This is a genomic window from bacterium SCSIO 12696 (assembly GCA_024397955.1).
GTDB lineage: Bacteria > Pseudomonadota > Gammaproteobacteria > Pseudomonadales > Porticoccaceae > SCSIO-12696.
On the sequence record CP073744.1, the window covers coordinates 1,780,271 to 1,800,764 of the forward strand.

General features: G+C 52.2%; 22 protein-coding genes and 1 other RNA gene. 16 read left to right on the forward strand and 7 right to left on the reverse strand.

The genetic code is table 11. The annotated features are described in order from the left end of the window. Positions 1-5 precede the first annotated feature (5 nt). From KFE80_08200 to KFE80_08235, 8 genes are all read left to right on the forward strand, one after another. Positions 6-1,211 carry a homoserine O-acetyltransferase gene (locus tag KFE80_08200; GenBank protein UTW46676.1) on the forward strand — a complete coding sequence of 402 codons (1,206 nt, stop codon included), beginning with the start codon at positions 6-8 and terminating at the stop codon, positions 1,209-1,211. Next, a complete protein-coding gene (metW, locus tag KFE80_08205; protein UTW44380.1) occupies positions 1,212-1,802 on the forward strand; it encodes a methionine biosynthesis protein MetW in 591 nt (196 codons plus the stop codon). A 45-nt stretch (positions 1,803-1,847) separates the two neighbouring features. Beyond that, entirely contained in the window at positions 1,848-2,282 is a 435-nt protein-coding gene (locus tag KFE80_08210; GenBank protein ID UTW44381.1) for a DUF4426 domain-containing protein, read from the forward strand. A 5-nt stretch (positions 2,283-2,287) separates the two neighbouring features. Further along, on the forward strand, positions 2,288-2,881 hold the full coding sequence (locus KFE80_08215; GenBank protein ID UTW44382.1) for an XTP/dITP diphosphatase: 594 nt from the start codon (positions 2,288-2,290) through the stop codon (positions 2,879-2,881). 94 nt (positions 2,882-2,975) lie between these two features. Continuing rightward, on the forward strand, positions 2,976-3,848 hold the full coding sequence (locus KFE80_08220; GenBank protein ID UTW44383.1) for a pentapeptide repeat-containing protein: 873 nt from the start codon (positions 2,976-2,978) through the stop codon (positions 3,846-3,848). Between the two features lie 7 nt (positions 3,849-3,855). After that, entirely contained in the window at positions 3,856-4,995 is a 1,140-nt protein-coding gene (gene hemW / locus KFE80_08225; protein UTW44384.1) for a radical SAM family heme chaperone HemW, read from the forward strand. A 14-nt stretch (positions 4,996-5,009) separates the two neighbouring features. Then, on the forward strand, positions 5,010-5,348 hold the full coding sequence (locus KFE80_08230) for a YbaN family protein (GenBank protein UTW46677.1): 339 nt from the start codon (positions 5,010-5,012) through the stop codon (positions 5,346-5,348). A 338-nt stretch (positions 5,349-5,686) separates the two neighbouring features. After that, a complete protein-coding gene (locus KFE80_08235) occupies positions 5,687-6,877 on the forward strand; it encodes a hypothetical protein (protein ID UTW44385.1) in 1,191 nt (396 codons plus the stop codon). Between the two features lie 48 nt (positions 6,878-6,925). Here the strand turns inward: KFE80_08235 and KFE80_08240 are convergent, their stop codons facing one another. The 4 genes from KFE80_08240 to KFE80_08255 are packed head-to-tail and all read right to left on the reverse strand — an operon-like array spanning position 6,926 to position 10,648. Continuing rightward, positions 6,926-7,324 carry a hypothetical protein gene (locus tag KFE80_08240; protein ID UTW44386.1) on the reverse strand — a complete coding sequence of 133 codons (399 nt, stop codon included), beginning with the start codon at positions 7,322-7,324 and terminating at the stop codon, positions 6,926-6,928. 38 nt (positions 7,325-7,362) lie between these two features. Then, positions 7,363-8,724 carry a leucyl aminopeptidase family protein gene (locus KFE80_08245; GenBank protein ID UTW44387.1) on the reverse strand — a complete coding sequence of 454 codons (1,362 nt, stop codon included), beginning with the start codon at positions 8,722-8,724 and terminating at the stop codon, positions 7,363-7,365. A gap of 21 nt (positions 8,725-8,745) precedes the next feature. Further along, positions 8,746-10,065 (reverse strand): Xaa-Pro aminopeptidase, encoded by a 1,320-nt coding sequence (gene pepP, locus KFE80_08250; protein UTW44388.1) that lies wholly within the window; start codon positions 10,063-10,065, stop codon positions 8,746-8,748. Positions 10,066-10,093: 28 nt separating this feature from the next. Next, positions 10,094-10,648: a UPF0149 family protein gene (locus KFE80_08255; protein ID UTW44389.1), complete on the reverse strand. Its 555-nt coding sequence runs from the start codon at positions 10,646-10,648 to the stop codon at positions 10,094-10,096. A 218-nt stretch (positions 10,649-10,866) separates the two neighbouring features. Here KFE80_08255 and KFE80_08260 point away from each other — a divergent pair, with 218 nt between their 5' ends. The 7 genes from KFE80_08260 to KFE80_08290 all read left to right on the forward strand — a co-directional run bounded on the left by KFE80_08260 (position 10,867) and on the right by KFE80_08290 (position 15,157). After that, positions 10,867-11,076, forward strand: a complete 210-nt coding sequence (locus KFE80_08260) for a TIGR02449 family protein (GenBank protein ID UTW44390.1) — start codon at positions 10,867-10,869, stop codon at positions 11,074-11,076. Positions 11,077-11,092: 16 nt separating this feature from the next. Continuing rightward, positions 11,093-11,398, forward strand: coding sequence for a cell division protein ZapA (locus KFE80_08265; GenBank protein ID UTW44391.1), 306 nt, complete (start codon positions 11,093-11,095; stop codon positions 11,396-11,398). A 26-nt stretch (positions 11,399-11,424) separates the two neighbouring features. Next, a non-coding RNA gene (gene ssrS, locus KFE80_08270) (6S RNA) lies at positions 11,425-11,604 on the forward strand. Between the two features lie 290 nt (positions 11,605-11,894). Then, positions 11,895-12,476, forward strand: coding sequence for a 5-formyltetrahydrofolate cyclo-ligase (locus KFE80_08275; protein ID UTW44392.1), 582 nt, complete (start codon positions 11,895-11,897; stop codon positions 12,474-12,476). Between the two features lie 51 nt (positions 12,477-12,527). After that, positions 12,528-13,205, forward strand: coding sequence for a ribose-5-phosphate isomerase RpiA (rpiA, locus tag KFE80_08280; GenBank protein ID UTW44393.1), 678 nt, complete (start codon positions 12,528-12,530; stop codon positions 13,203-13,205). Positions 13,206-13,281: 76 nt separating this feature from the next. Next, positions 13,282-14,004, forward strand: coding sequence for an SIMPL domain-containing protein (locus tag KFE80_08285; GenBank protein ID UTW44394.1), 723 nt, complete (start codon positions 13,282-13,284; stop codon positions 14,002-14,004). Positions 14,005-14,044: 40 nt separating this feature from the next. Then, positions 14,045-15,157 carry a trypsin-like peptidase domain-containing protein gene (locus KFE80_08290; GenBank protein UTW44395.1) on the forward strand — a complete coding sequence of 371 codons (1,113 nt, stop codon included), beginning with the start codon at positions 14,045-14,047 and terminating at the stop codon, positions 15,155-15,157. A gap of 160 nt (positions 15,158-15,317) precedes the next feature. On the opposite strand, the gene KFE80_08295 is transcribed toward KFE80_08290, so the two are convergent. Next, positions 15,318-16,721, reverse strand: a complete 1,404-nt coding sequence (locus KFE80_08295; GenBank protein ID UTW44396.1) for a TonB-dependent receptor — start codon at positions 16,719-16,721, stop codon at positions 15,318-15,320. Positions 16,722-16,878: 157 nt separating this feature from the next. Continuing rightward, positions 16,879-18,360: an AAA family ATPase gene (locus KFE80_08300; protein UTW44397.1), complete on the reverse strand. Its 1,482-nt coding sequence runs from the start codon at positions 18,358-18,360 to the stop codon at positions 16,879-16,881. A gap of 117 nt (positions 18,361-18,477) precedes the next feature. On the opposite strand from KFE80_08300, the gene coq7 reads away from it, so the two are divergent. Continuing rightward, complete coding sequence (coq7, locus tag KFE80_08305) at positions 18,478-19,122, forward strand: 2-polyprenyl-3-methyl-6-methoxy-1,4-benzoquinone monooxygenase (GenBank protein ID UTW44398.1); 645 nt, start codon at positions 18,478-18,480, stop codon at positions 19,120-19,122. 30 nt (positions 19,123-19,152) lie between these two features. Here coq7 and KFE80_08310 read toward each other — a convergent pair whose 3' ends face one another. Further along, entirely contained in the window at positions 19,153-20,130 is a 978-nt protein-coding gene (locus KFE80_08310) for a LysR family transcriptional regulator (protein UTW44399.1), read from the reverse strand. Positions 20,131-20,494: the final 364 nt, after the last annotated feature.

A 20,494-nucleotide genomic window follows, 5' to 3' on the forward strand; every position in this document is an offset into this window, starting at 1 on the left:
AACAAATTCCAGAAGACTGGCCCAACGAATCCATCGGCGTTGTCGAACCTCAGCTGTTTGAATTTGACGAACCTCTGGAGCTGGCCTGTGGCCGTACCCTGACGAAATACGAGCTGGTGGTGGAAACCTACGGGGAGCTCAATAGCGACTGCAGCAATGGCGTGCTGATTTGCCACGCCCTGTCTGGCCACCATCACGCCGCCGGCTACCACCACAAGGGCGACAACAAGCCGGGTTGGTGGAACCACTACATTGGCCCCGGCAAACCCATCGATACGGATAAGTTCTTTGTCGTATCACTGAATAATATTGGCGGCTGCCACGGCAGCACAGGCCCCAGCACCACCAACCCCGCCACCGACAAACCCTGGGGGCCCAGTTTTCCACCGTTGCGGGTCAGGGATTGGGTGAACAGCCAGGCGCGCCTGGCGGATCGCCTGGGCATTGACAAGTGGGCCGCGGTGATTGGCGGCAGCCTCGGCGGCATGCAAGCCATGCGCTGGGCACTGCTGTATCCAGAGCGGCTGCGCCACTGTGTGGTCATCGCTTCGTCGATGAAACTCAGCGCCCAGAATATCGCCTTTAACGAAACCGCACGGCGAGCCATCACTTCAGACCGCGACTACCACGACGGCGACTACCTGGGCCACCAGACCACCCCCAAGCGGGGCCTCGCTCTGGCGCGGATGATCGGCCATATCACTTACCTGTCTGATGAGCTCATGGGCAGTCGTTTTGGTCGGGAGTTGCGCAGCGGCAATCTGCAAAATGGCGGCAACGGCGACGCCCCTATTGAGTTTCAGGTGGAAAGCTACCTGCGCCACCAAGGGGACAAGTTCTCCGGTTTGTTCGACGCCAACACCTACCTGCTGATGACCAAAGCGCTGGATTACTTTGATCTGGCCAGGGATTACGAGCAAGACCCGGTAACCGCTTTTAAGAGCGCCCAGTGCGATTTTCTGGTGGTGTCATTCAGCAGTGACTGGCGCTTTGCCCCAGAGCGCTCCAAAGAGTTAGTCGATGCGCTGATCGCAGCGGGTCGCAACGTCAGTTACGCGGACATCAAATCTCCCCACGGCCACGACGCTTTCCTGCTCCCTGATGAACGCTATGGGGCGGTGCTGGGCAATTACATGCAGGGTATTGCCGAGCAACTAGCCGCTGTGTCACCAACCCCCGAGCAATCAACCACTGCAGAAGGGAGCGAATAAGTGCGCGTCGACTTTCATATTCTGCAGCAGTGGGTGGCCCCCAACAGCCGGGTTCTCGACCTGGGTTGTGGCGACGGCAGCTTGTTGAGGGCCCTCAAGGAAAACCATCGGGTAGAAGGCTATGGCCTGGAAATTGACCCCGGGCAGATTACCGCCTGTATTCGCAACGGCGTTAATGTGATCGAGAAAAACCTCGACAATGGCCTGGAAAATTTTGCCGACAACAGCTTTGATACCGTGATCATGACCCAGGCCCTGCAAGTGATGCGCGCCCCCCACCTGGTGCTGGAAGAGATGCTGCGAGTGGGCAAAGCCTGCATCGTCACCTTCCCCAATTTTGGTAATTGGCGCGCCCGTTGCCACCTGATGTTTCGCGGCGGCATGCCGGTCACTAAGCAACTCACTTACCAGTGGTACGATACGCCCAACATTCACTTCTGCACCGTGAGTGACTTTGAGTCCTTGTGCCAGCAAATGGGTATTCGTATTCTGGATCGACAAATGGCCGCGTCCCAAGCACCGGATCGGCAGCTCAGAGGCGTATGGCCCAACCTGTTTGCCGAAACGGCTATTTATCACCTCAGTCGCTAAGGTGCTTATACCTTTTGGCCACCATCAGGCAAAACGGAGGTTTACATGAAACACTTCTACACAGTCATCGCCGCTGCACTGCTGGCATTCAGCGCTCAGGCCGCTGAGCGAAACTACAAGATTAACGACGGCAACAAAATCTTCTACAGCGCCTTTAACAGCAGTTTTATCCTGCCGGAAATCGCCGCTGCCAACGACATCGTTCGCAGCAAGAACCGCGGGCTGGTGAATATCGCTGTAGTCCCCGTAGATAAAGCAAGCGGCGGCATACAGGCGTTGGTGAAAGGCACCGTATCCAACCTGTTGCAACAATCCCAAAAACTCGAATTTTTCGAAGTGCGCGAAGGCGACGTGGTGTACTACCTGGCATCGTTCAAATTCGATAACAAAGACGCTCTGACCTTCAAAATTGACGTCACCGCGAACCCCAACAAGCCCAGCTATCGGGTACAGTTTCAGCAAACTTTCTACCAGGACTGATTCCCATGTCTGAAAAAATCGTATTGGCCAGTGGCAATGCCGGAAAACTCAATGAATTCCAACAACTGCTGGCCGACTGCGATATCGACGTGGTGCCACAGTCCGATTTTTCCGTGCCCGAAGTGGAAGAAACCGGGCGCACCTTTGTGGAAAACGCTATCCTCAAAGCCCGTTGTGCCTCCCACTATGCCGGGCTGCCCGCCATCGCCGATGACTCCGGCCTGGAAGTGGATCATCTGAAAGGGGCTCCGGGCATTTACTCCGCTCGCTTCTCCGGAGAAGGTGCCACCGACGCCCGCAACAACCAGAAACTGTTGGAACTGATGCAGGATGTACCGGAAGAGCAGCGCACCGCCCGCTTCCAGTGTCTGCTGGTGTACCTGCGCCACCCGGATGACCCCACCCCATTGATCTGCCAAGGCACCTGGGAAGGCCGTATTCTGTTTGAGCCCAAAGGGGAAAGTGGCTTCGGCTACGACCCGTTGTTTTTGGTGCCAGAACACAATTGCGCCAGCGCGGAGTTACCCAAGATCGTAAAAAATCAGATTAGCCATAGAGGTAAGGCAATGACCAATTTACTGCAAAGATTAAAAATCTGATAGTTTCTAGAGCGGACAAGCAACAGTCCACACCTATTTTTGAGCCAAGCTACTATAGTTAAATAATCGTTATCTCTTCCCAAGGATGCATCCAATGCAAAAAAACGATGAAGAGCGGTTAGATATTTTGGAAACTCGCCTTATAGAGCAAGATCACAGGTTGCTCCACGTATTAAATAACTTTTTTATTCAAAGACGAAACTGGCCAAAAGGTGACCCAAGGCGCATAGCTGCTTTCAAAGCCCTTTTGCATCGATTTTTTTTTGCACCGTCAACTGTAGCAACAGCTGGAAGTTTAATTGCAGTCGCCTCTCTCATAGTTTTATTTCAGCAAAATACAATACTTCTCGATCAGAATCAGTTAATCAGTGATCAAAACCATTTCTTCCAAGAACAAATCTCCAAACAAAGCGCACAATTAGAAATTCAAAAACAGCAAATAGAGGAGCAAAACGAGCAGTGGATTAGCCAACGTCGCTCTCAACTATTAGAGATACTCTATGAAGAGGAACGAGATGGAAACTTGGCAAAAAACATCAGGGCCAAAAGCGAAGCCGTTAATGCGTTTATTAAATTAGAACGCAGGAATAGCCCAGATAAGAGAGTCGACTTAAGCCAAATTAACTTAAATGGGGCAAACCTAACTGAAATGGACCTAAGTAATGTAGACTTCTCTCATGCAAAGTTACAAAACGCCAACTTAAGAAGCACAAACTTTTCAAACTCAACGCTTGAAAATGCATCTCTTGAAGGAAGCAGCCTATGGTCGAGTAATTTCAACGACGCATCTCTTCGAGGCGCAGACTTGTCTAATACTAAGCATATAGGCCTAACAAACCGTTGGAAAAACACCAATATTTACGGCGTTACTGGTCTTTCGAAAAAAAATTTGACGTGGGTTAAACGGCGTGGTGCTGTAGAAACCGGCTATAGGCCAATGCCACCTGGCATGTTTGAAATTCGCTAGATACGCCATGTTAATACTGCCCCCTCTATCACTATACATCCATATTCCCTGGTGCGTACGCAAATGCCCTTACTGCGACTTCAATTCCCACGCTGCTGACAGTGAGCTTCCGGAAGACGAGTATGTGGCCGCATTGCTAGCGGATATCGGCAACGACCTGGAGTACGTACAGGGGCGCCCCATTCATTCGATATTTTTTGGTGGCGGCACCCCGAGCCTGTTCTCCGCCAATGCCATCGCGACCATTCTGCAAGGGGTGGAACAAAAGGTCGGCTTTGACGGTGATATCGAAATCACTCTGGAAGCCAACCCCGGCACGTTTGAACAAGAAAAATTTGCCGGCTTTCGCGCTGCCGGTGTTAATCGGCTGTCCATCGGCATCCAGAGTTTTGACGATTTACACCTGCAACAGCTCGGCCGCATCCACAGTGCACGGGAAGCGCACACCGTGGCCAGTATGGCCCGCGCCGCCGGGTTCGATAATTTTAATCTGGATCTGATACACGGCTTGCCGGGGCAAACGGAAGAAGACGCCCTTAACGACTTGCGCCGGGCCATTGCCATTGAGCCCAATCACCTGTCCTGGTACCAGCTCACCATTGAGCCCAACACCGCGTTTTATCGCCAACCACCGCAACTGCCAAAAGATTCTGTACTGGAAACCATCTTTGACAGCGGCCAGCAATTACTGGCCGACAGTGGCTTTCAACAATACGAAGTCTCCGCCTACGCCAGAGATGGGCAGGCATCCAGCCACAACCTCAACTATTGGCAATTTGGCGACTACCTGGGCATTGGCGCCGGTGCTCACGGCAAAATTACTCGGTTGGATACAAAAGAAATCGTTCGCACCCGGAAAACCCGCACGCCGAAAGATTATCTATCCAGAAGCGACCATTACTGTGCCTCCGTCGAGACCATTGAAACTGAGCAACTACCGGTGGAATTCTTGATGAACGCACTGCGTTTGAACAACGGTGTGGAAGCCAAGCTATTCGAAAGCCACACTGGGATGCCGCTTGCCACTATCCAACCGGCCTGGCGACAATTGCAACAACGCGGGTTAACGACCAACGACCAACACCGCCTCCAGCCCACCGCCACAGGCCATCGTTTTTTGAACACTCTGCTTGAGGCGTTTTTGTGAAACGACACTTGCTGATGTCTTGCGGCTGGTTAGCACTGCTGCTCGGCGCCATTGGCGTGGTGTTGCCGTTGCTGCCCACCACGCCCTTTGTGCTGTTGGCCGCTGCCTGCTTTGCCCGTTCATCTCCGCGCTTTCATCGCTGGCTGCTGTCCCACAAAACCATGGGACCTATTATCAATCGCTACCAACAGGGCCAAGGTATCTCCAAAACCGTGCGCAATCGCGCGATATTGGTTCTGTGGCTGGGCATGGGGATATCCATTTGGGTAACCGGCCAGTGGTGGAGTTTTGTGCTGCTGGGGATAATTGGGCTGTGTACCAGTCTGTATTTATGGCGATTGGCCAAATGTTAATTGGGTTTTTGGTCTACGCTTTAGGGAACATCGAACGAACCACAAGAATAATCAGCCAAGGATATAAAAAAATGAGACTTTCATGGATTTTCAGAAAGCGGTCACATCATGTTTACGTCACCTCGTTTTTGCTTGCCACTCTCTTATCCGGCTGTAACGAGTCAGCAAATCCAGCGGCTGATAATTCAGCATCCACACCAATAACAAATAGCGGAAGTGCTGAGGATACAGACTTCAACAACTCAGATTTTAACAACCATGCTATTAGCCGCACCCAGTACCCAATAAATCCCGGTTTTATCAGCGAGGGGAAATTAAATATCGGTGATGGCGTAGATATGTCAGACCCCGGTGCGCCACTGCGCCGGGTGGGCCAACAACCACTGAAACTGAATACCCAACTGAAATCCGTGCCCATCGAAGATTACACACTGACTGAAAACTTTCGCCTGGAAGAAACCAACTCCGTTCGCGACGAAGCCAACATTCTGTCGGCCTACTTTCAGGGCTCATACAATTTTGCTTCAGCGGATGCCGCTTACGAACAGGCGCGCCAGGAACGTCAATCGTCGCACTCCATCTACGCGGTGATCGACGCCAAAGGTATCGTCCACGATATTGTGGAGTCTGCCCCCAACGGCGAAGTCAAGTGGAATACAGATGTTGTGCCTAGCTTTGAAAACGGCGGCGCAGACAACACCGAGTTTCGCCAACAGTTCCTGGCGGACTACGGTTCCCACTATATTTCCGCCATCACCTATGGCTACCGAATTGCGGTGCGCGGCAAGATTACCGAAACCGACACCACTAAATCCAGCAAAATCAAAGCCGCGTTTAAAGCCGCGTTTGTGTCCGGCAGTGCGGAAGGCGGCATCTCTAACGACAACCGGCAAACACTCACTAACAGCAAAGTGGAGCTGATGTTCGCCGCTCGCTCCGGCGGCTTGTACGTGGACGGGGAACGCCGCCCAGGTGTACTGACCAACCTGGACGATATTCTCGCTATGCTCAAGGATATGCGCGAAGGAAACATAAAAATTCACAGCGCGCCTATCGCGGCCACGGCGCGCAGCTACTGGAGCCACTTGCCGTTGGAATACAAACGCTCACGAGCGTTGTTGAGAGATTACGGAACGCCACCACTGCCGGAAAGCACATACGGTGTACCCAAAGGCACCGTGATTGCCTGGCAGCCCAGAGAAACCAACCTGAAGGAAGGCGAGGACGGCAATACCTATTTACAACCACCGCTGGGTTGGGCCATTTGCAATGGGGAGGATGGCACACCTGACCTTCGAAACCGCTTTATCCGTGGCACTAACGTGTTCGATAGCGTTGGCAAAAGCGGCGGTCAAAGCAGCCATACACACACCGCCAGCAGCGCTAAAACAAGTTCAACAGTCGATATTAAAAGTGGTGCGTTTGGGGCAAAAAATGCAGCCAGTGGCGGTCATAAACACGACATTACGATTGAGAACAGCACCAACCTGCCGCCGTTTTTAAGTTTGGTTTATATCGTTAAGCTTTAGAAGTTAAAGCAATAAATTACTGAAAAGTCGGTGCAACAAACCAGCAACTCACGTTACATCTTTAATTGGTATAACTTTTTTGACGCCTAGCCAAATGAATAAACTTAAAGCACAACCTAAAAAAATCGGAATATGAATACTTAAATAAAGATATGGGTCGAGCAGGTAATCCCACTGGTTCACGCCTATTAATCTGAGTGTTATTAGCGCAACCAACAGGCCCATCGAACACAAAGAAAGCCAGAACTGTTTTTTTGATGAAAGAAGAGCAGATATAAAAACTCCGGAAATCAGCCCTTTCAACCCAAAACTCAGCATATCCATTGTCAAACAACCAAGATATACCGACTCACAAGGATGGTGAAAAATCATATGGCTAGAGCCATAAAAATAATCACCCGCAAAAAATGCAAACCAAGGGCCAAAAACCGCAAGAATGTATTTCAAAAAAGTCATGCAAGATAAAAATATCTATCAACGACCAATTATTTATATCGCTTTTTAAGTACCTCAAAAACCGCACGCATTCCAAACGCCTCACCACCCACCGGACGACCGGACTGTTTGCGATTATTCCAGGCCATAATATCGAAGTGCACCCATGGCACATCTTTATCCACAAATGCCTGCAGGTAGAGCGCAGCGGTGATAGCGCCACCAAAGGGGCCGCTAGCACAGTTGGTCATATCGGCAATTTCACTTTTCAGCATCGCCTTGTAGGGTTTATGCAACGGCAATTGCCACACCGGGTCATCGGCGTTATCGCCCTGTTCGGATAGCTCAGATGCCAACCCTTTATCGTCGGTAAAGAACCCGGGCAATTCGGTGCCCAGGGCCACACGGCAGGCGCCGGTAAGAGTGGCAAAGTCCACAATCAATTCCGGGTTTTCAGTGCAGGCCTCGGTCAGTGCATCGCACAACACCAAGCGGCCTTCCGCATCGGTATTGTCGATCTCCACGGTCAAACCCTGGCGAGTGGTAATTACATCACCGGGGCGGAAGGCATTGCCGGATACGGCGTTTTCCACCGCGGGAACCAATACCCGCAAACGCACTGGCAGGTTGTGAGACATAATCAGCCGCGCCAGGCCGGCCACATGAGCGGCACCGCCCATGTCTTTTTTCATAAAGCGCATTCCGGCAGCCGGCTTTAAGTCCAGGCCACCGCTGTCAAAACATACCCCCTTGCCCACCAAGGTAACTTTAGGATGATTCTCGTCGCCCCAGCGCAAGTCAATTAATCGCGGCGCGTGCACACTGGCGCGCCCGACTGCGTGAATCGTGGGGTAATTTTCAGTCAGCAGATCGTCACCGATAATTTGATTGACCTCTGCACCAAATTCACTGGCCAGATTTTCCATCACCTCTGCCATATGCTGGGGCATCATGTCACCGGCGGGTGTATTCACCATATCCCGCACCAACGCCACTGCCTGCACCAACTTATCCGCCTCATCCACCAATTCTTGAGTAGGCAACACCAGCTGTGGTCGTTCTTTTTTCTCGCTTTTCTTGTAGCGGTCAAAACTGTACGCACCCAACCCCCAACTAAACGCGGCCAGTTTTTGCTGCGCCTCACCTGCCTTCAAGCGATAATCACCGACGGGCAAACTGGTGGGTAAGTCACCGCAGATAAAATGGTTATTGGCGTCGGCCACACCAAGAATCACTTGGTTCAATACGCCCTCTTCACCGGGCACCAGACTGATACCCTTGCCCTTGTACTCTGTACTGGCCAACCAGTTTTGCAATGGTTCTGGCTGTTGTTCAAACCACGCATCGTAGTTGCCGGTTTCTACCAAAGTAATTGGGGTGCCGTGGGTTCCTGTTATCAAAAGGGAGTTCATCAATTGTCTGCCTTATCAATTTTATTGGCCGCTGGCCATCAACTGTTCAACGTCGTCCGGGTCTTTCGGCACACCTGCCGTCAGGCATTCGTGGCCATCGGCGGTGACTGCCAGGTTATCTTCGATGCGAATACCAATACCGCGCCATTTTTCTTCTACATTGAGGTTGTCTGGGGCGATGTAAATACCCGGTTCTACGGTCAGCACCATGCCCGACTCCAATACGCGGGAGTGATCGTCAACCCGATAGTCGCCTACGTCGTGTACATCCAGGCCAATCCAGTGCCCGGTTTTGTGCATATAAAATTCCCGGTAGGCACCACTTTCAATCAGCTCATCCCGATCGCCACGCAACAAACCCAGCTCCAGCAGCCCCTCGACAATGACGGCCACCGCAGCATCGTGACCAGCACTCCACGGGTTGCCCGGTTTTACCTGATCAAAAGCCGCTTGCTGGGCGGCCAGCACAATTTTATAGAGTGCGCGTTGCTGCTCACTAAAGCGGCCATTTACCGGGAATGTGCGGGTAATATCTGCGGCGTAGCCGTGCAGTTCACAACCGGCGTCAATCAGCACCAAATCACCATCGTTTAAGCGGTCGCGGTTTTCAATGTAGTGCAGGATGCAGCCATTGGCGCCAGCACCCACAATGGAGTTATAGGCCGGGTTGCGGGCACCACAATTGGCAAACTCGTGGTTAATTTCTGCCTCTAGCTGGTATTCGTACAAGCCGGGGCGGCACGCTTGCATAGCGCGACAGTGGGCAGCGGCACTGATTTCACCGGCGCGGCGCATCACTTTCAACTCCTCGGCGCTTTTGTAAAGCCGCAGGTCGTGAAGGAAGTGATCGAGATCGCTGAATTCGTTGGGAGGAATAGCGCCAGTTTTTACTTGCCCGCGTATATGGTTGACCCAGCCCATCAACTGGCTGTCGAATTCCGGATGACGACCCATGGAGTAATAAACCCGGTCGCGACCCTCCAGCAAGCCGGGAAGAATGTCGTCAATATCACCGATGGGAAATGCATCATCGGCCTGATAGTTCTTACAAGCCCCTTCCGGCCCCTGACGATAGCCGTCCCATATTTCCCGCTCACGATTGCGCTCGCGGCAAAACAGCACAAACTCGCCCTGCTCACGGCCAGGCAACAACACCAGCACCGCTTCCGGTTCTGGAAAGCCACACAAATAATGAAAGTCACTGTCTTGCCGATACAAATACTCAGTGTCGCGGCTGCGTACTCGCATGGGGGCTGCGGGCAGTATGGCGATGCTGTTGCTGCCCATCAGGTTCATCAGTGTGCGGCGACGGCGGGAAAACTCAGCGGCGGGGATAGCCATGATCGATATTAACTCCTGAACAAATGGCTCAGTGAATAGTGGGCTGTTTCGACGTGTTGGTGGTGTTCACTTCAGAATGCACCATCAATGCGGCCATACGCACATATTCGGTCACTTCAAAAAAGTTGGTTTCGCTCTCGTCGCTCTCCAGCTCGGCGGCGTCGATTTGAGCAATTTGCGCCAGATCTTTGAGGGCATCAGCCGCATCGGCGGAAAACTGGGTATCGCTGGACAGGCCAGAGAGACCCAAACCCACCAAAAAACCCTGGCACCAAAGCCCCAAGCTGTCGAGGCGCTGAGCTAGTTCGTAGTCATCGTCCGGCAGCAACAGTTCAAAGCCAAAGCCGGTGTCGCGAAGTTTGTCGTACGCCAGCTTATAAAGTGCCAACAGTTGTTCGGAGATAGCGGCGAACTTGTCGCCATCTTCTGAAAAATGTTCGACAACCGCGGCCAGGCATTGGTCATCGGACAATTTCTGACCACCGGCTATACGGCCACACAGCAAGCCGTGTAACTCAGATGGGTTTTCGTTAATGGCCGCTTTAAAGAGCGCATCGGCCAAGCTTTCAAAATCAACTTTCATGGTATTTGGCTGGATCTACAGATTGAATAGGTGCAAATGCTAACACACAACATCCACGTGGGTTTTGTCCTAAAAAATGTCATAAAAAGTGCCGACAATCACAGAAGCTAGCGCCGCCTTCTAGAAATCACTTTAAATCGTTGACCCCCGCAATGGGTCACAATATAGTTAGCGGTTAATACGTAGCCACTCGGCTCCCCTGAGGTAAACACGCGCTCATGCAGCAGGATCAGCTCCAACACATTGAACAAAAGGTCGATCGACTGATCGCCCTGTGCACCCGCCTGCACCAGGAAAACAAGTCCTTGCGGGAACGGGAGGCAAGTTTGCTGCGGGAGCGCAGTAAACTGATTGAAAAGAACGAACAGGCACGCAACCGGGTTGAGGGTATGATTACCCGCCTGAAAAGCCTGAACAGCGAGGCCTGACCCAAAGGAAAGCCCTGTGAGCAACACCACCAACATCAAAATTCTCGACAAAGAGTACCAGGTCAGCTGCCCGCCAGACGAACGCATCGCCTTGCTGGATTCTGCTCGCGCTCTGGATCAGCGCATGCGCAATATTAAAAACAGTGGCAGCGTATTGGGGCTGGAACGCATCGCAGTGATGGCCGGGCTCAACCTCACTTACGATCTGATGAAAGTGCAACAGGACGGCGCTATGGGCGATGAGGCCAAACAGCGCCTGCAGGATTTGAACAACACCCTGGATGACGCCCTTCAGCAATTTGAGAACGCCGAGCTGTTTTAAGCCAGACCACACACGGTATAATCCTCACAACCCTGGGGTGTTCGCCAGTCAACGAATGTCCTGAGCCGATAGCGTTACCCCCGGAAGTTCGTTGTTGCCACTGTTGTGCAAGTCCGTGCGGCGGAAAGCCTGATGTGGTACTGGAGCCTCCACCTTGAATCGTACGGTTCAAGGCTAACGTTGACAGCGGCACACCTGGGGCCTTTTTAATGGCACCAGTGAATGTGCTGTTGACGCGATAGCGGCGTTACTGCGGTGCTCAGTCGATCACGTATATGCATACGCTCACTCCTTGTGTGCGGTGCTTCCTTGCTCTCACACACTTACTTTCTCAAAAAACGTACACCTTCTCAGCGTCCTCACACTCTCACCATCGCAAAAAACTTAAATTCTATCCATCATTGGCTGATAACATTATCCAGAAATTGGCAGTAATGCTTAAAGCCTGTGGTGGGAGTAGCTTACTGCGACCACAGGTGATCGGAACAAAAGCACCATGAACAAAAACCAAATTCGCGCCGAAGTCCGCCATCGCCGCCGCAGCTTGTCAGCGCAGCAGCAGCGCCATGCCGCCGAAGGCTTGTCGCGGCAGATAGCCAATTTGCCAGAGTTCCGCCGCGCTCGGCGCATCGCCCTGTATCTGGGCAACGATGGCGAGATTGACCCATTGCCCACGTTGCTGCTGGCAGAAGCAGCGGGCAAACGCTGTTACCTGCCGGTGTTGCACCCGCTCAAGCACAATCGCATTCACTTTGTGCCCTATCGCAGTGGTGATCGGCTAACCGTCAGCCATCTTGGCTACCCCGAGCCCTCTCTAACGGACGGCAACATTACCCCAACTTGGGCGCTGGATATGATTCTGATGCCACTGGTCGCCTTTGATGCTTATGGCAATCGCATCGGCATGGGCGGAGGCTTCTACGACCGCACACTGGCGTTTACCAAAACCAGCTCACGGCGACCCACGCTGATCGGTCTGGCTCACAGCTGCCAGCAATTGGATAACATCACCGCCAACTCCTGGGATATCCCACTAGACGCTATCGCCACAGAATCCGCCGTGATTACCTGTCGATAGCTGGCAGCGGTATCGATATAATGCCGCTCACCCTGCTGAACCGAACTTCCAATGACCCAAGATGAACTCAAGCAAGCGGTTGCAAAGGCCGCTGTCGATTACACCCTGACCCGCATCAATGAAGACAGTATTGTCGGCATTGGTACCGGTTCTACCGCCAACTGCTTTATTGACGCCCTAGCGGAACACAAGGCCAAATTTCGCGCCGCCGTGGCCAGCTCTGAAGCATCAGCTGAACGCCTGCGCAATCACGGTATCGAAGTGGTCGACCTCAATAGCGCCGGCACTCTGGATATCTACATCGACGGCGCTGACGAAACCAACCCAAAACTGGAACTGATCAAAGGCGGCGGTGCTGCCCTTACCCGGGAAAAAATCGTCGCCGCTGCGTCAAAAGAATTTGTGTGCATCGCCGACAGCAGCAAATGGGTGGATACTCTGGGTAACTTCCCATTGCCTGTGGAAGTGATACCCATGGCCAGAAGCTATGTAGCCAGAGAGCTGACCAAGTTGGATTGTGATCCGGTATACCGGGAAGGCGTGGTGACCGATAACGGCAATGTCATTCTCGACCTGTACAATTTCACCATTACCAATGCCCTCGAAACCGAAGCCCGAATCAACAGCATTGTCGGTGTCGTCACCAACGGTTTGTTTGCCCAACGCCCGGCAGATTTGTTATTGCTGGGCAGCGAGGCAGGCGTAAAGCAGATTCGTTCGGAGTCGTAAACTTCACAAAGAATCCACACTGTTAGAGCAGCACTTACTGCACAATAGGGACGTTAATACACGCAAGGACACACAGATGAGCACCCACAAACCCAATCACTTTCTCACGGCACTACTGATCGCCGCCGGACTCGCCACTGGCGGCTACTTTATCGGCCAGACCATGTACAACGCCAAGGTGGCGCTCAATACCGCTGAGGCCAAGGGGCTGGCTGAACGCCGGGTACGGGCCGACCAGGCCAACTGGCAAATCCTGTTTACCGTGGATGGCAAGTCGAGAGACGATATTCCCCAACTCTATCAGCAAGCGGAGCAACACCAACAAACCATTATCGCCTTGTTGTCAGAAAACGGTTTTGACGATAACGAATTAGATATTGGCGTGGTGGACTACCAATATCAGGAGTATCGGGACGAAGATCAAAACCTGGTGGATCAATCCCATCAATTGGTCGGCTCCATCAGCGTGGAAACCGACAAAGTGGATTTGGTGGCTCAGGTGCGCACCAAGGTTAACAAGCTGATTGCCACAGGCATGAACATCAGCAACCGCGCTCCCACCTATCGTTTTACCCGGCTCAACGAAATCAAGCCAGACATGTTGCGAGAAGCCACCAAAAACGCCCGCGTCGCCGCCAATGAATTTGCCGACAACGCCGGTGTCAAAGTGGGCGGTATTCGCGACGCCCGCCAAGGCAGTTTTTACGTGCGCGATGCGGGAGAAAACTACGGCGACACCCAAAAGATCGACAAAGATGTGCGCGTCGTGACCACCATCACTTTTTACCTGACTGATTAGAGTTATACCCAGCGTTAAAGACGAAAGGAGTCAAATAACCGTGAAACGTCACTTTTTATTGGGCTTATCCGCACTGTTGGCAACCAGCTTGCTACTACCAGTGGCGAGTGCCGGGCAAATCTACAAATACAAAGACAAAAACGGCCGTTGGGTCTACACCGATAAAAAGCCCGCCGAAAATAAAAGTGCCGAGGTTATTAGTGATAAAAAGACTTCTATCGGCAGCACTTCTGACACTGGTCCCAAAGTTGACCTACAGGAACAATTGCAAAGCAAATACTCTACTGGTTCGCCTGAGCTAAAAGCTTCACTCGCGGTAGTCACCTTGCGAACCAATACCGGCTCGGGTTCTGGTTTTTTTGTTAGCGATAACGGTTATTTAATTACCAACAAGCACGTGGTACGACCCAAGGGGTTTTCTAATCATCGACAGCAACAACAAAGCCTTGAAAGGGAAGCGCAAAACCTCCAACGCAGATTCTCCTACTTAAAAGAGGAGAAATCACGGATCGCTACGAACGAACAAACCTTGCGAGACATGAAAAAATCGGTAGACGCTCCAGGACTTTACCGAAACCCTGTCACCCGTGAAGAGTACGAAACACACCGCACAAATCATATACAACGAAAAAAAGATTACAAAAAGGATTTAGCCGAAGCCCAGCAACAACAGAAAGAACTGAGAAGGCGCCAAAGAGATTTCAACTTAGCCAGTTCGAGCGCATCGATCACCAAGCGATTTTCGATCTTTCTGAAAGACGCCACTGAGCTCAAAGTCAAGCTAATTAAAATTTCCAAAGAACACGATTTGGCACTCCTAAAGCTCGATGGCCACAGAACTCCGTTCTTAATGCCCGCCGACTATCAGTGGCCTCGACAATCCCAACAAGTATTCGCTATTGGCAGCCCTTTAAGCCAAAGCAATTCAATCACTGCTGGCAAAGTCACCACTGTAAAAGAAAACCGCATCTTGGTAGATGCCACTATTCTGCCTGGCAGCAGTGGCGGCCCACTGATTGATAATGAGGGCAACTTACTTGGGGTTAATACTCAGCGAATAATTGACAACCGTTTTAATGGTGCTAACGGTTTTGGAGTGGCGATTCCCAAGAAAGTGGTGATCGAAGAATTTGGGCAGTTTATTGGTAAGTAACGAAGCCATTACACGCAAAATTCTCCAATCAATAGAAGCTCTCCCAGACAGCAAAGCAAACACTCCAAACATAAAGATCAAATAATCAGCAATCCATATTTCAAATACCCAATAAAAAACCGGCGCAAAATGCGCCGGTTTTTTATTATCTAGCAAAGCCTTACCCCTGATACCCATGCAAGCCCTTGCGCTTGATAAGCTCGACTACTTTAGGCTCCAACGCGGCCTCCCAGGCACCGGGGCCATCACTAATGGTAGGCATCAACTCCCGAGCCGAAATACCCAATAGATTGGGGTCATAGCCTTCGGCGTCTACCAGCTTGTTATTGTGAATCACTTGCTGAGCAACGTATTTGAGATTATCTGCAAACTGCAAATCCTTGAGCTGAGTAATCGCACCGTCTTTTTCTACTGGATAAACAATGACATTGGTGTTGTCGGCAAACAGCTTGCCCAACCCCTCCAACGCGCCACCTTCCAGGTCGTTGTAGAAGTCGAGATCAAACAAGTAGTTTTGAACATCACCGGTTTTCATCAAAATGGCAATGGCTTCCTTAGTGTGGCGACGGAACCAGGAGCGTAAGCTAAAGTAACGCACGTAGTCTGACAGCAGTACCGGCAAGCCCATGGCATTGGCCAGCTCCACTCTCAGCAAAAAGTCATTGTCATCCAGCTTGTCGTTGCTCATCACCTGAGACATAGACACTTCCGCCAGACGCACAATACGCTCTGGGTTCACCCCCGCTTTTTTCTGCAGGTGCTGGGTGCCCACATGCTCCATATCCGTATGCACCAATGTGGGCAATCGGAAAGAGCTGCGCATTACCGCCACGGGTTTTTTATAGAGGAAGTCGCGAGGCACTACCGGAGTGCCACTTTCATCAAACAATACTGCACGGGTGAGCCAGGAGTTCACCAGGTACAGGTTGGTCAAGCGATTATCAACGTAAGAAAACCCTGGACCGGAGAAGTCGATTAAGTCCACTTCAATGCGCCCCTGGCCAATACCGTCCAACAGGGATTCGATCAACCACTTGGGCTTGTGACTGTAGTTGTACGCCGCGTAAATCAGATTAACACCGAGAATGCCCAGTGCCTCAGATTGCAACTCATTGGTGTTATCGAGCATGCGCACGTGGCAGACAATCTCACAGGGTTCCTCCTTGGGGCGCAGCTGCAAGCGAACACCAATCCAGCCGTGACATTCATTGCCGCCCTTAAAGCTGCGCGCAGTGACCGTCGCCGCATAAGAGAAAAAGGTAGACATGGACGGGCGAACTTCCGCCAGGCGATTCACACACAGCTCAAACTCCAGGTTCAGCATTTGGTGAACCCGCTCGCGACTCACATAACGGCCCGCTTTGCCGTAAATGGCGTCACTGACGGTCATATCGTAAGCCGAGCTGGTCTTGGCAATGGTTCCCGCCGCCGCCCCGGCTTTAAAAAACTGTCTTGCCACCTCTTGGCCAGCGCCAATTTCCACAATCGTACCGTACTTGTGTTCGTCCAGATTGATGGACAAGGCTTTCTGTTCGGTGGAAATGTTTTTATCCCGTTCAAGCATGGCTCGGATTCCAGTTTTTGTTATGTGGTCACAAAACCCAAAGGGCATAAAGAATGTAGGGCCATAAGGGTATCACCATCTGCGGCTGGTCAAAACTCCCCGATCGGACAATCCCTAATAACCGCAGCCAATCACAGCGCCAAAAGATCAAGGAATGTTATACAGAGATCACGCCACGTTCATTGGCCCAGGCACGCAACAATGCAATGCGCTCTGCCATCACCTGAGAGAGAGGCGCGGTATTTTGTATCTCATTAACGACCGATGCGGTAGTGGGCTGATCACTGCTGGCCCTGGCCGAATAAATCGCAGCAACCACCACTTGCTCGATTTCCGCACCGGAAAAGCCCTCACTGGCCTGCGCCAGTTGCTGCAAATCAAAGTCATTGCAGTTGAGCTGGCGCTTGTCCAGGTGAATACGAAAGATATCGCAGCGGGTGGCCAGATCTGGCAAATCCACAAAAAACAGCTCATCAAAGCGGCCTTTGCGCACCAGCTCTGGCGGTAATTTGGATATATCGTTGGCCGTGGCCACCATAAACACTGGTTGGCTTCGCTCCGCCATCCAGGTGAGCAAGGTACCGAGAACACGCTGGGACAGCGCACTGTCGCTACCGTCGGTAGCCAGACCCTTCTCAATTTCATCAATCCACAACACACAGGGCGACATACGCTCTGCCATGGCCAGGGATTCCCGCAAATTGCGTTCGGTCTCGCCGTGGTACTTGTTATACAGGGCGGCCATATCCAGGCGCAGCAGCGGCACCCCCCAAACCCCAGCTACCGCTTTGGCGGATAAGCTTTTACCGCCCCCCTGAACGCCGGTCAGCAGAATGCCACGAGGCGGATCCACATCACCGTGTTCACCCAAAAACACCTGCCGGCGTTTGTTGAGCCACTCTTTGAGGGTATTCATACCCGCCACATCACTGAATTTCTCAGTGCGGTATTCGTAACTCAGCACCCCTTCCATGTCCATCAACTGAAACTTGGCTTTGTTGATTTCCGGCAGATCGTCTTCGGTAATCGCGCCATCATCGACGATGGCGCCGCGCACCAAACGGCGCACTTCGGAGTGGGTGAGCCCCTTGAGATTAGCCACCAGTTGCTTGAGTGTGGCATTGTCGGTTTTTACCTTGCGGGAATTATTGCGCTTCGACCAGTTCGCCGCCTCCTCGCGCACCAACGTGGATATTTGCTCTTCACTGGGCAAGCTCATGGAGAAACGCGCCGATAACCGCGCCAGCTCCCCCGGCAACGACAAGCGGTGACTGAGCAACACAATGGCACTTTTCAAGCCGCTGTGGCGATAGCAGTAATCCTTGAGCAGGCGAATATTTTTGGGGTGATCCTCCAGCCAGGGGTGAAAATCGCACAGGCAGTAGATACCGGGCTCGGCCTGGCTTTTCAGGTAGTTCAGCACCTGCTCTGGCTCCGAATGCTGGGCACCCTGCTGCAATTGCAGGCCAAAACCCGCGTTGCGCAGGCCGTCAGTGACTGTCCAGCTAAACAAAGGCAAATCGCGCTGACGAGCGACCCGTTGCAACAGGTCGATGGCGCGACGCTCGTCGTAAGTTTCCAGCACCACCAGGGAAATGTGCGCGTCGATGACCAGCCCCAGATCATTGGCATCCTGCATGCCGCTCTCCATTGTTTTTACTGTGGGTTTTATTGCTGGAGATCAATTCTACCCGGGTTTACAGAATTGGCCAGTGGCGGTTTTGGTATACTGCCTCCAGACTTAACAGGAACGACTATGAGCCAACGCACCCTGACCCTATTCGACAAACTGATTACCGAGTTGGACGCCGGATTGCGCACCGTAGCCGCACAGGCACCAAAGCCGACACGCTCTTCACCGGCGGAGGTTGCAGCAGAGGCCGAGCTGGACACTCAGCAGCGCCGGCACGCCGCCGGACTGATGCGGGTTAACCACTCTGGCGAAGTGTGTGCTCAGGCCCTGTATCGTGGCCAGGCATTAACCGCCAAGCTGCCGGAAGTGCGCGCAGAAATGGAGCATGCTGCGGATGAGGAAATAGACCATCTGGCATGGTGCGAACAGCGCCTGCAACAGCTGGGCAGCCACAGCAGTGCGCTCAACCCATTGTGGTATGGAATGTCGTTTGCGATCGGGGCCGGTGCCGGTCTGGTCAGTGACCGCTTGAGCCTGGGTTTTGTCGCGGCCACGGAAGATCAGGTGTGTAAGCACCTGGAAAGCCACTTGCATGAACTGCCTGAAGAAGACGCAAAAAGCCGCGCAGTGGTCAGCCAGATGTTGGAAGATGAAGCTCGCCACTCTCACGCCGCATTGGAAGCGGGCGGTCTGGCCTTTCCCGGGCCGGTAAAAGCGGTGATGACGGCAATCTCGAAGGCGATGACCAAGACAAGTTATCGAATTTAAACAGCAGACAGATCAACGGCTGCTCGCAGCTTAAAGAACCAACTCCTGCTGCTCGTCAGGCGCTCGCTCACTGCGCATTTCCTCAACCACCTGGACGACCTTGCTGACAATCCAGCGATGCATGGGTGACGTGGCAATGCGACGGTGACTGACGATGCTCAGCGGGAAAAATGGCTCCACCTGAAGACTTTCCGGCAACGGCTTACGAACAATGTCGTAGAACTCACCCTCTACCTCCAGATCCTGGAGGCTGCCGATCATCAGGCAGTCGGTATTGAACACGGTATCCAGAGCCGTCATTAATTGCGTAGTGACCAATAGCTTTTCACGGGTATAACCCTGACGAGCCAACCACTGGTCAAACAACGTGGATGAACGCGAGGCAATAGACTCCGTATTGAGCATGTAGTAGTGGACCCACTTATAGCGAAGCATCCGCTCTACGGTCAGCTCATCATCAGCCAACGGATGGCCACGACGCATCCAGCAGGCCAGGGTGAAGCCACTCAAGGGGGTTGTATCAAAGTCTTCTGGCAATTCCTCTTCACGCTCAATGGCAAAATCCACAGTGCCATCTTCCAGCCTCTGCTCATAAGCCCCCAGCTCCCCGGCAACAGCCAAGGTCAGATTGGGGGCCTCAACAGAAAGAATGCGAACCAGCTTCGGCACAATCAATACCGCTAGAAACTCCGGCATCGCCATGCGTATTTCGCCGGTAAATTTCACGGGACTGATCTCTTTATTGCGCACCAGTTCGGAAATACTGGAAAGCACCTGAGGCAGCTGGCGCTGCAGCTCCTGAGCCTTGGGCGTGGTCACCAAGCCTCGACCACTGCGCACCAACAGCGGATCTCGGTACAGGTCGCGCAGGCGCTGCAAAGTTTTACTCATGGCAGGCTGAGTAATAAACAGCCGCGCAGCCGCCCGAGTCACATTGCGCTCTTCCAACAATACCTGCAGGGAGACCAGCAGGTTGAGATCAACTCTCGATAGCGTAACCGGATCCATATAATAACCTTTGGTTATTTTTAAAATAAAACCAATACATTTTTATTATCTTAAAGTATTTCAGAGAATGCCAGCCATTCAATAACCACGACGCACAACTGGAGGCCAGCATGATCGCTCTTTACCTGGTAAACGCCACTGCACAGTTACTGCAAAGCGTTGTTAAACATGAAAAACCTCAATCTAACGACAGCCAAGAGTAAGCCCCTGTAGTTATTGACCCAGTTTTATCCTACCCCTCCTTATATTGGATTTGGCGAGAAGCAATAGCTTCTCGCTTTTTTTTGCCCAGTTCACAGCCATCGCGTGAACCAGGTCAATAATTCCTTTGAGTTATAGCGAAAATAAAACCAATACATTTTTA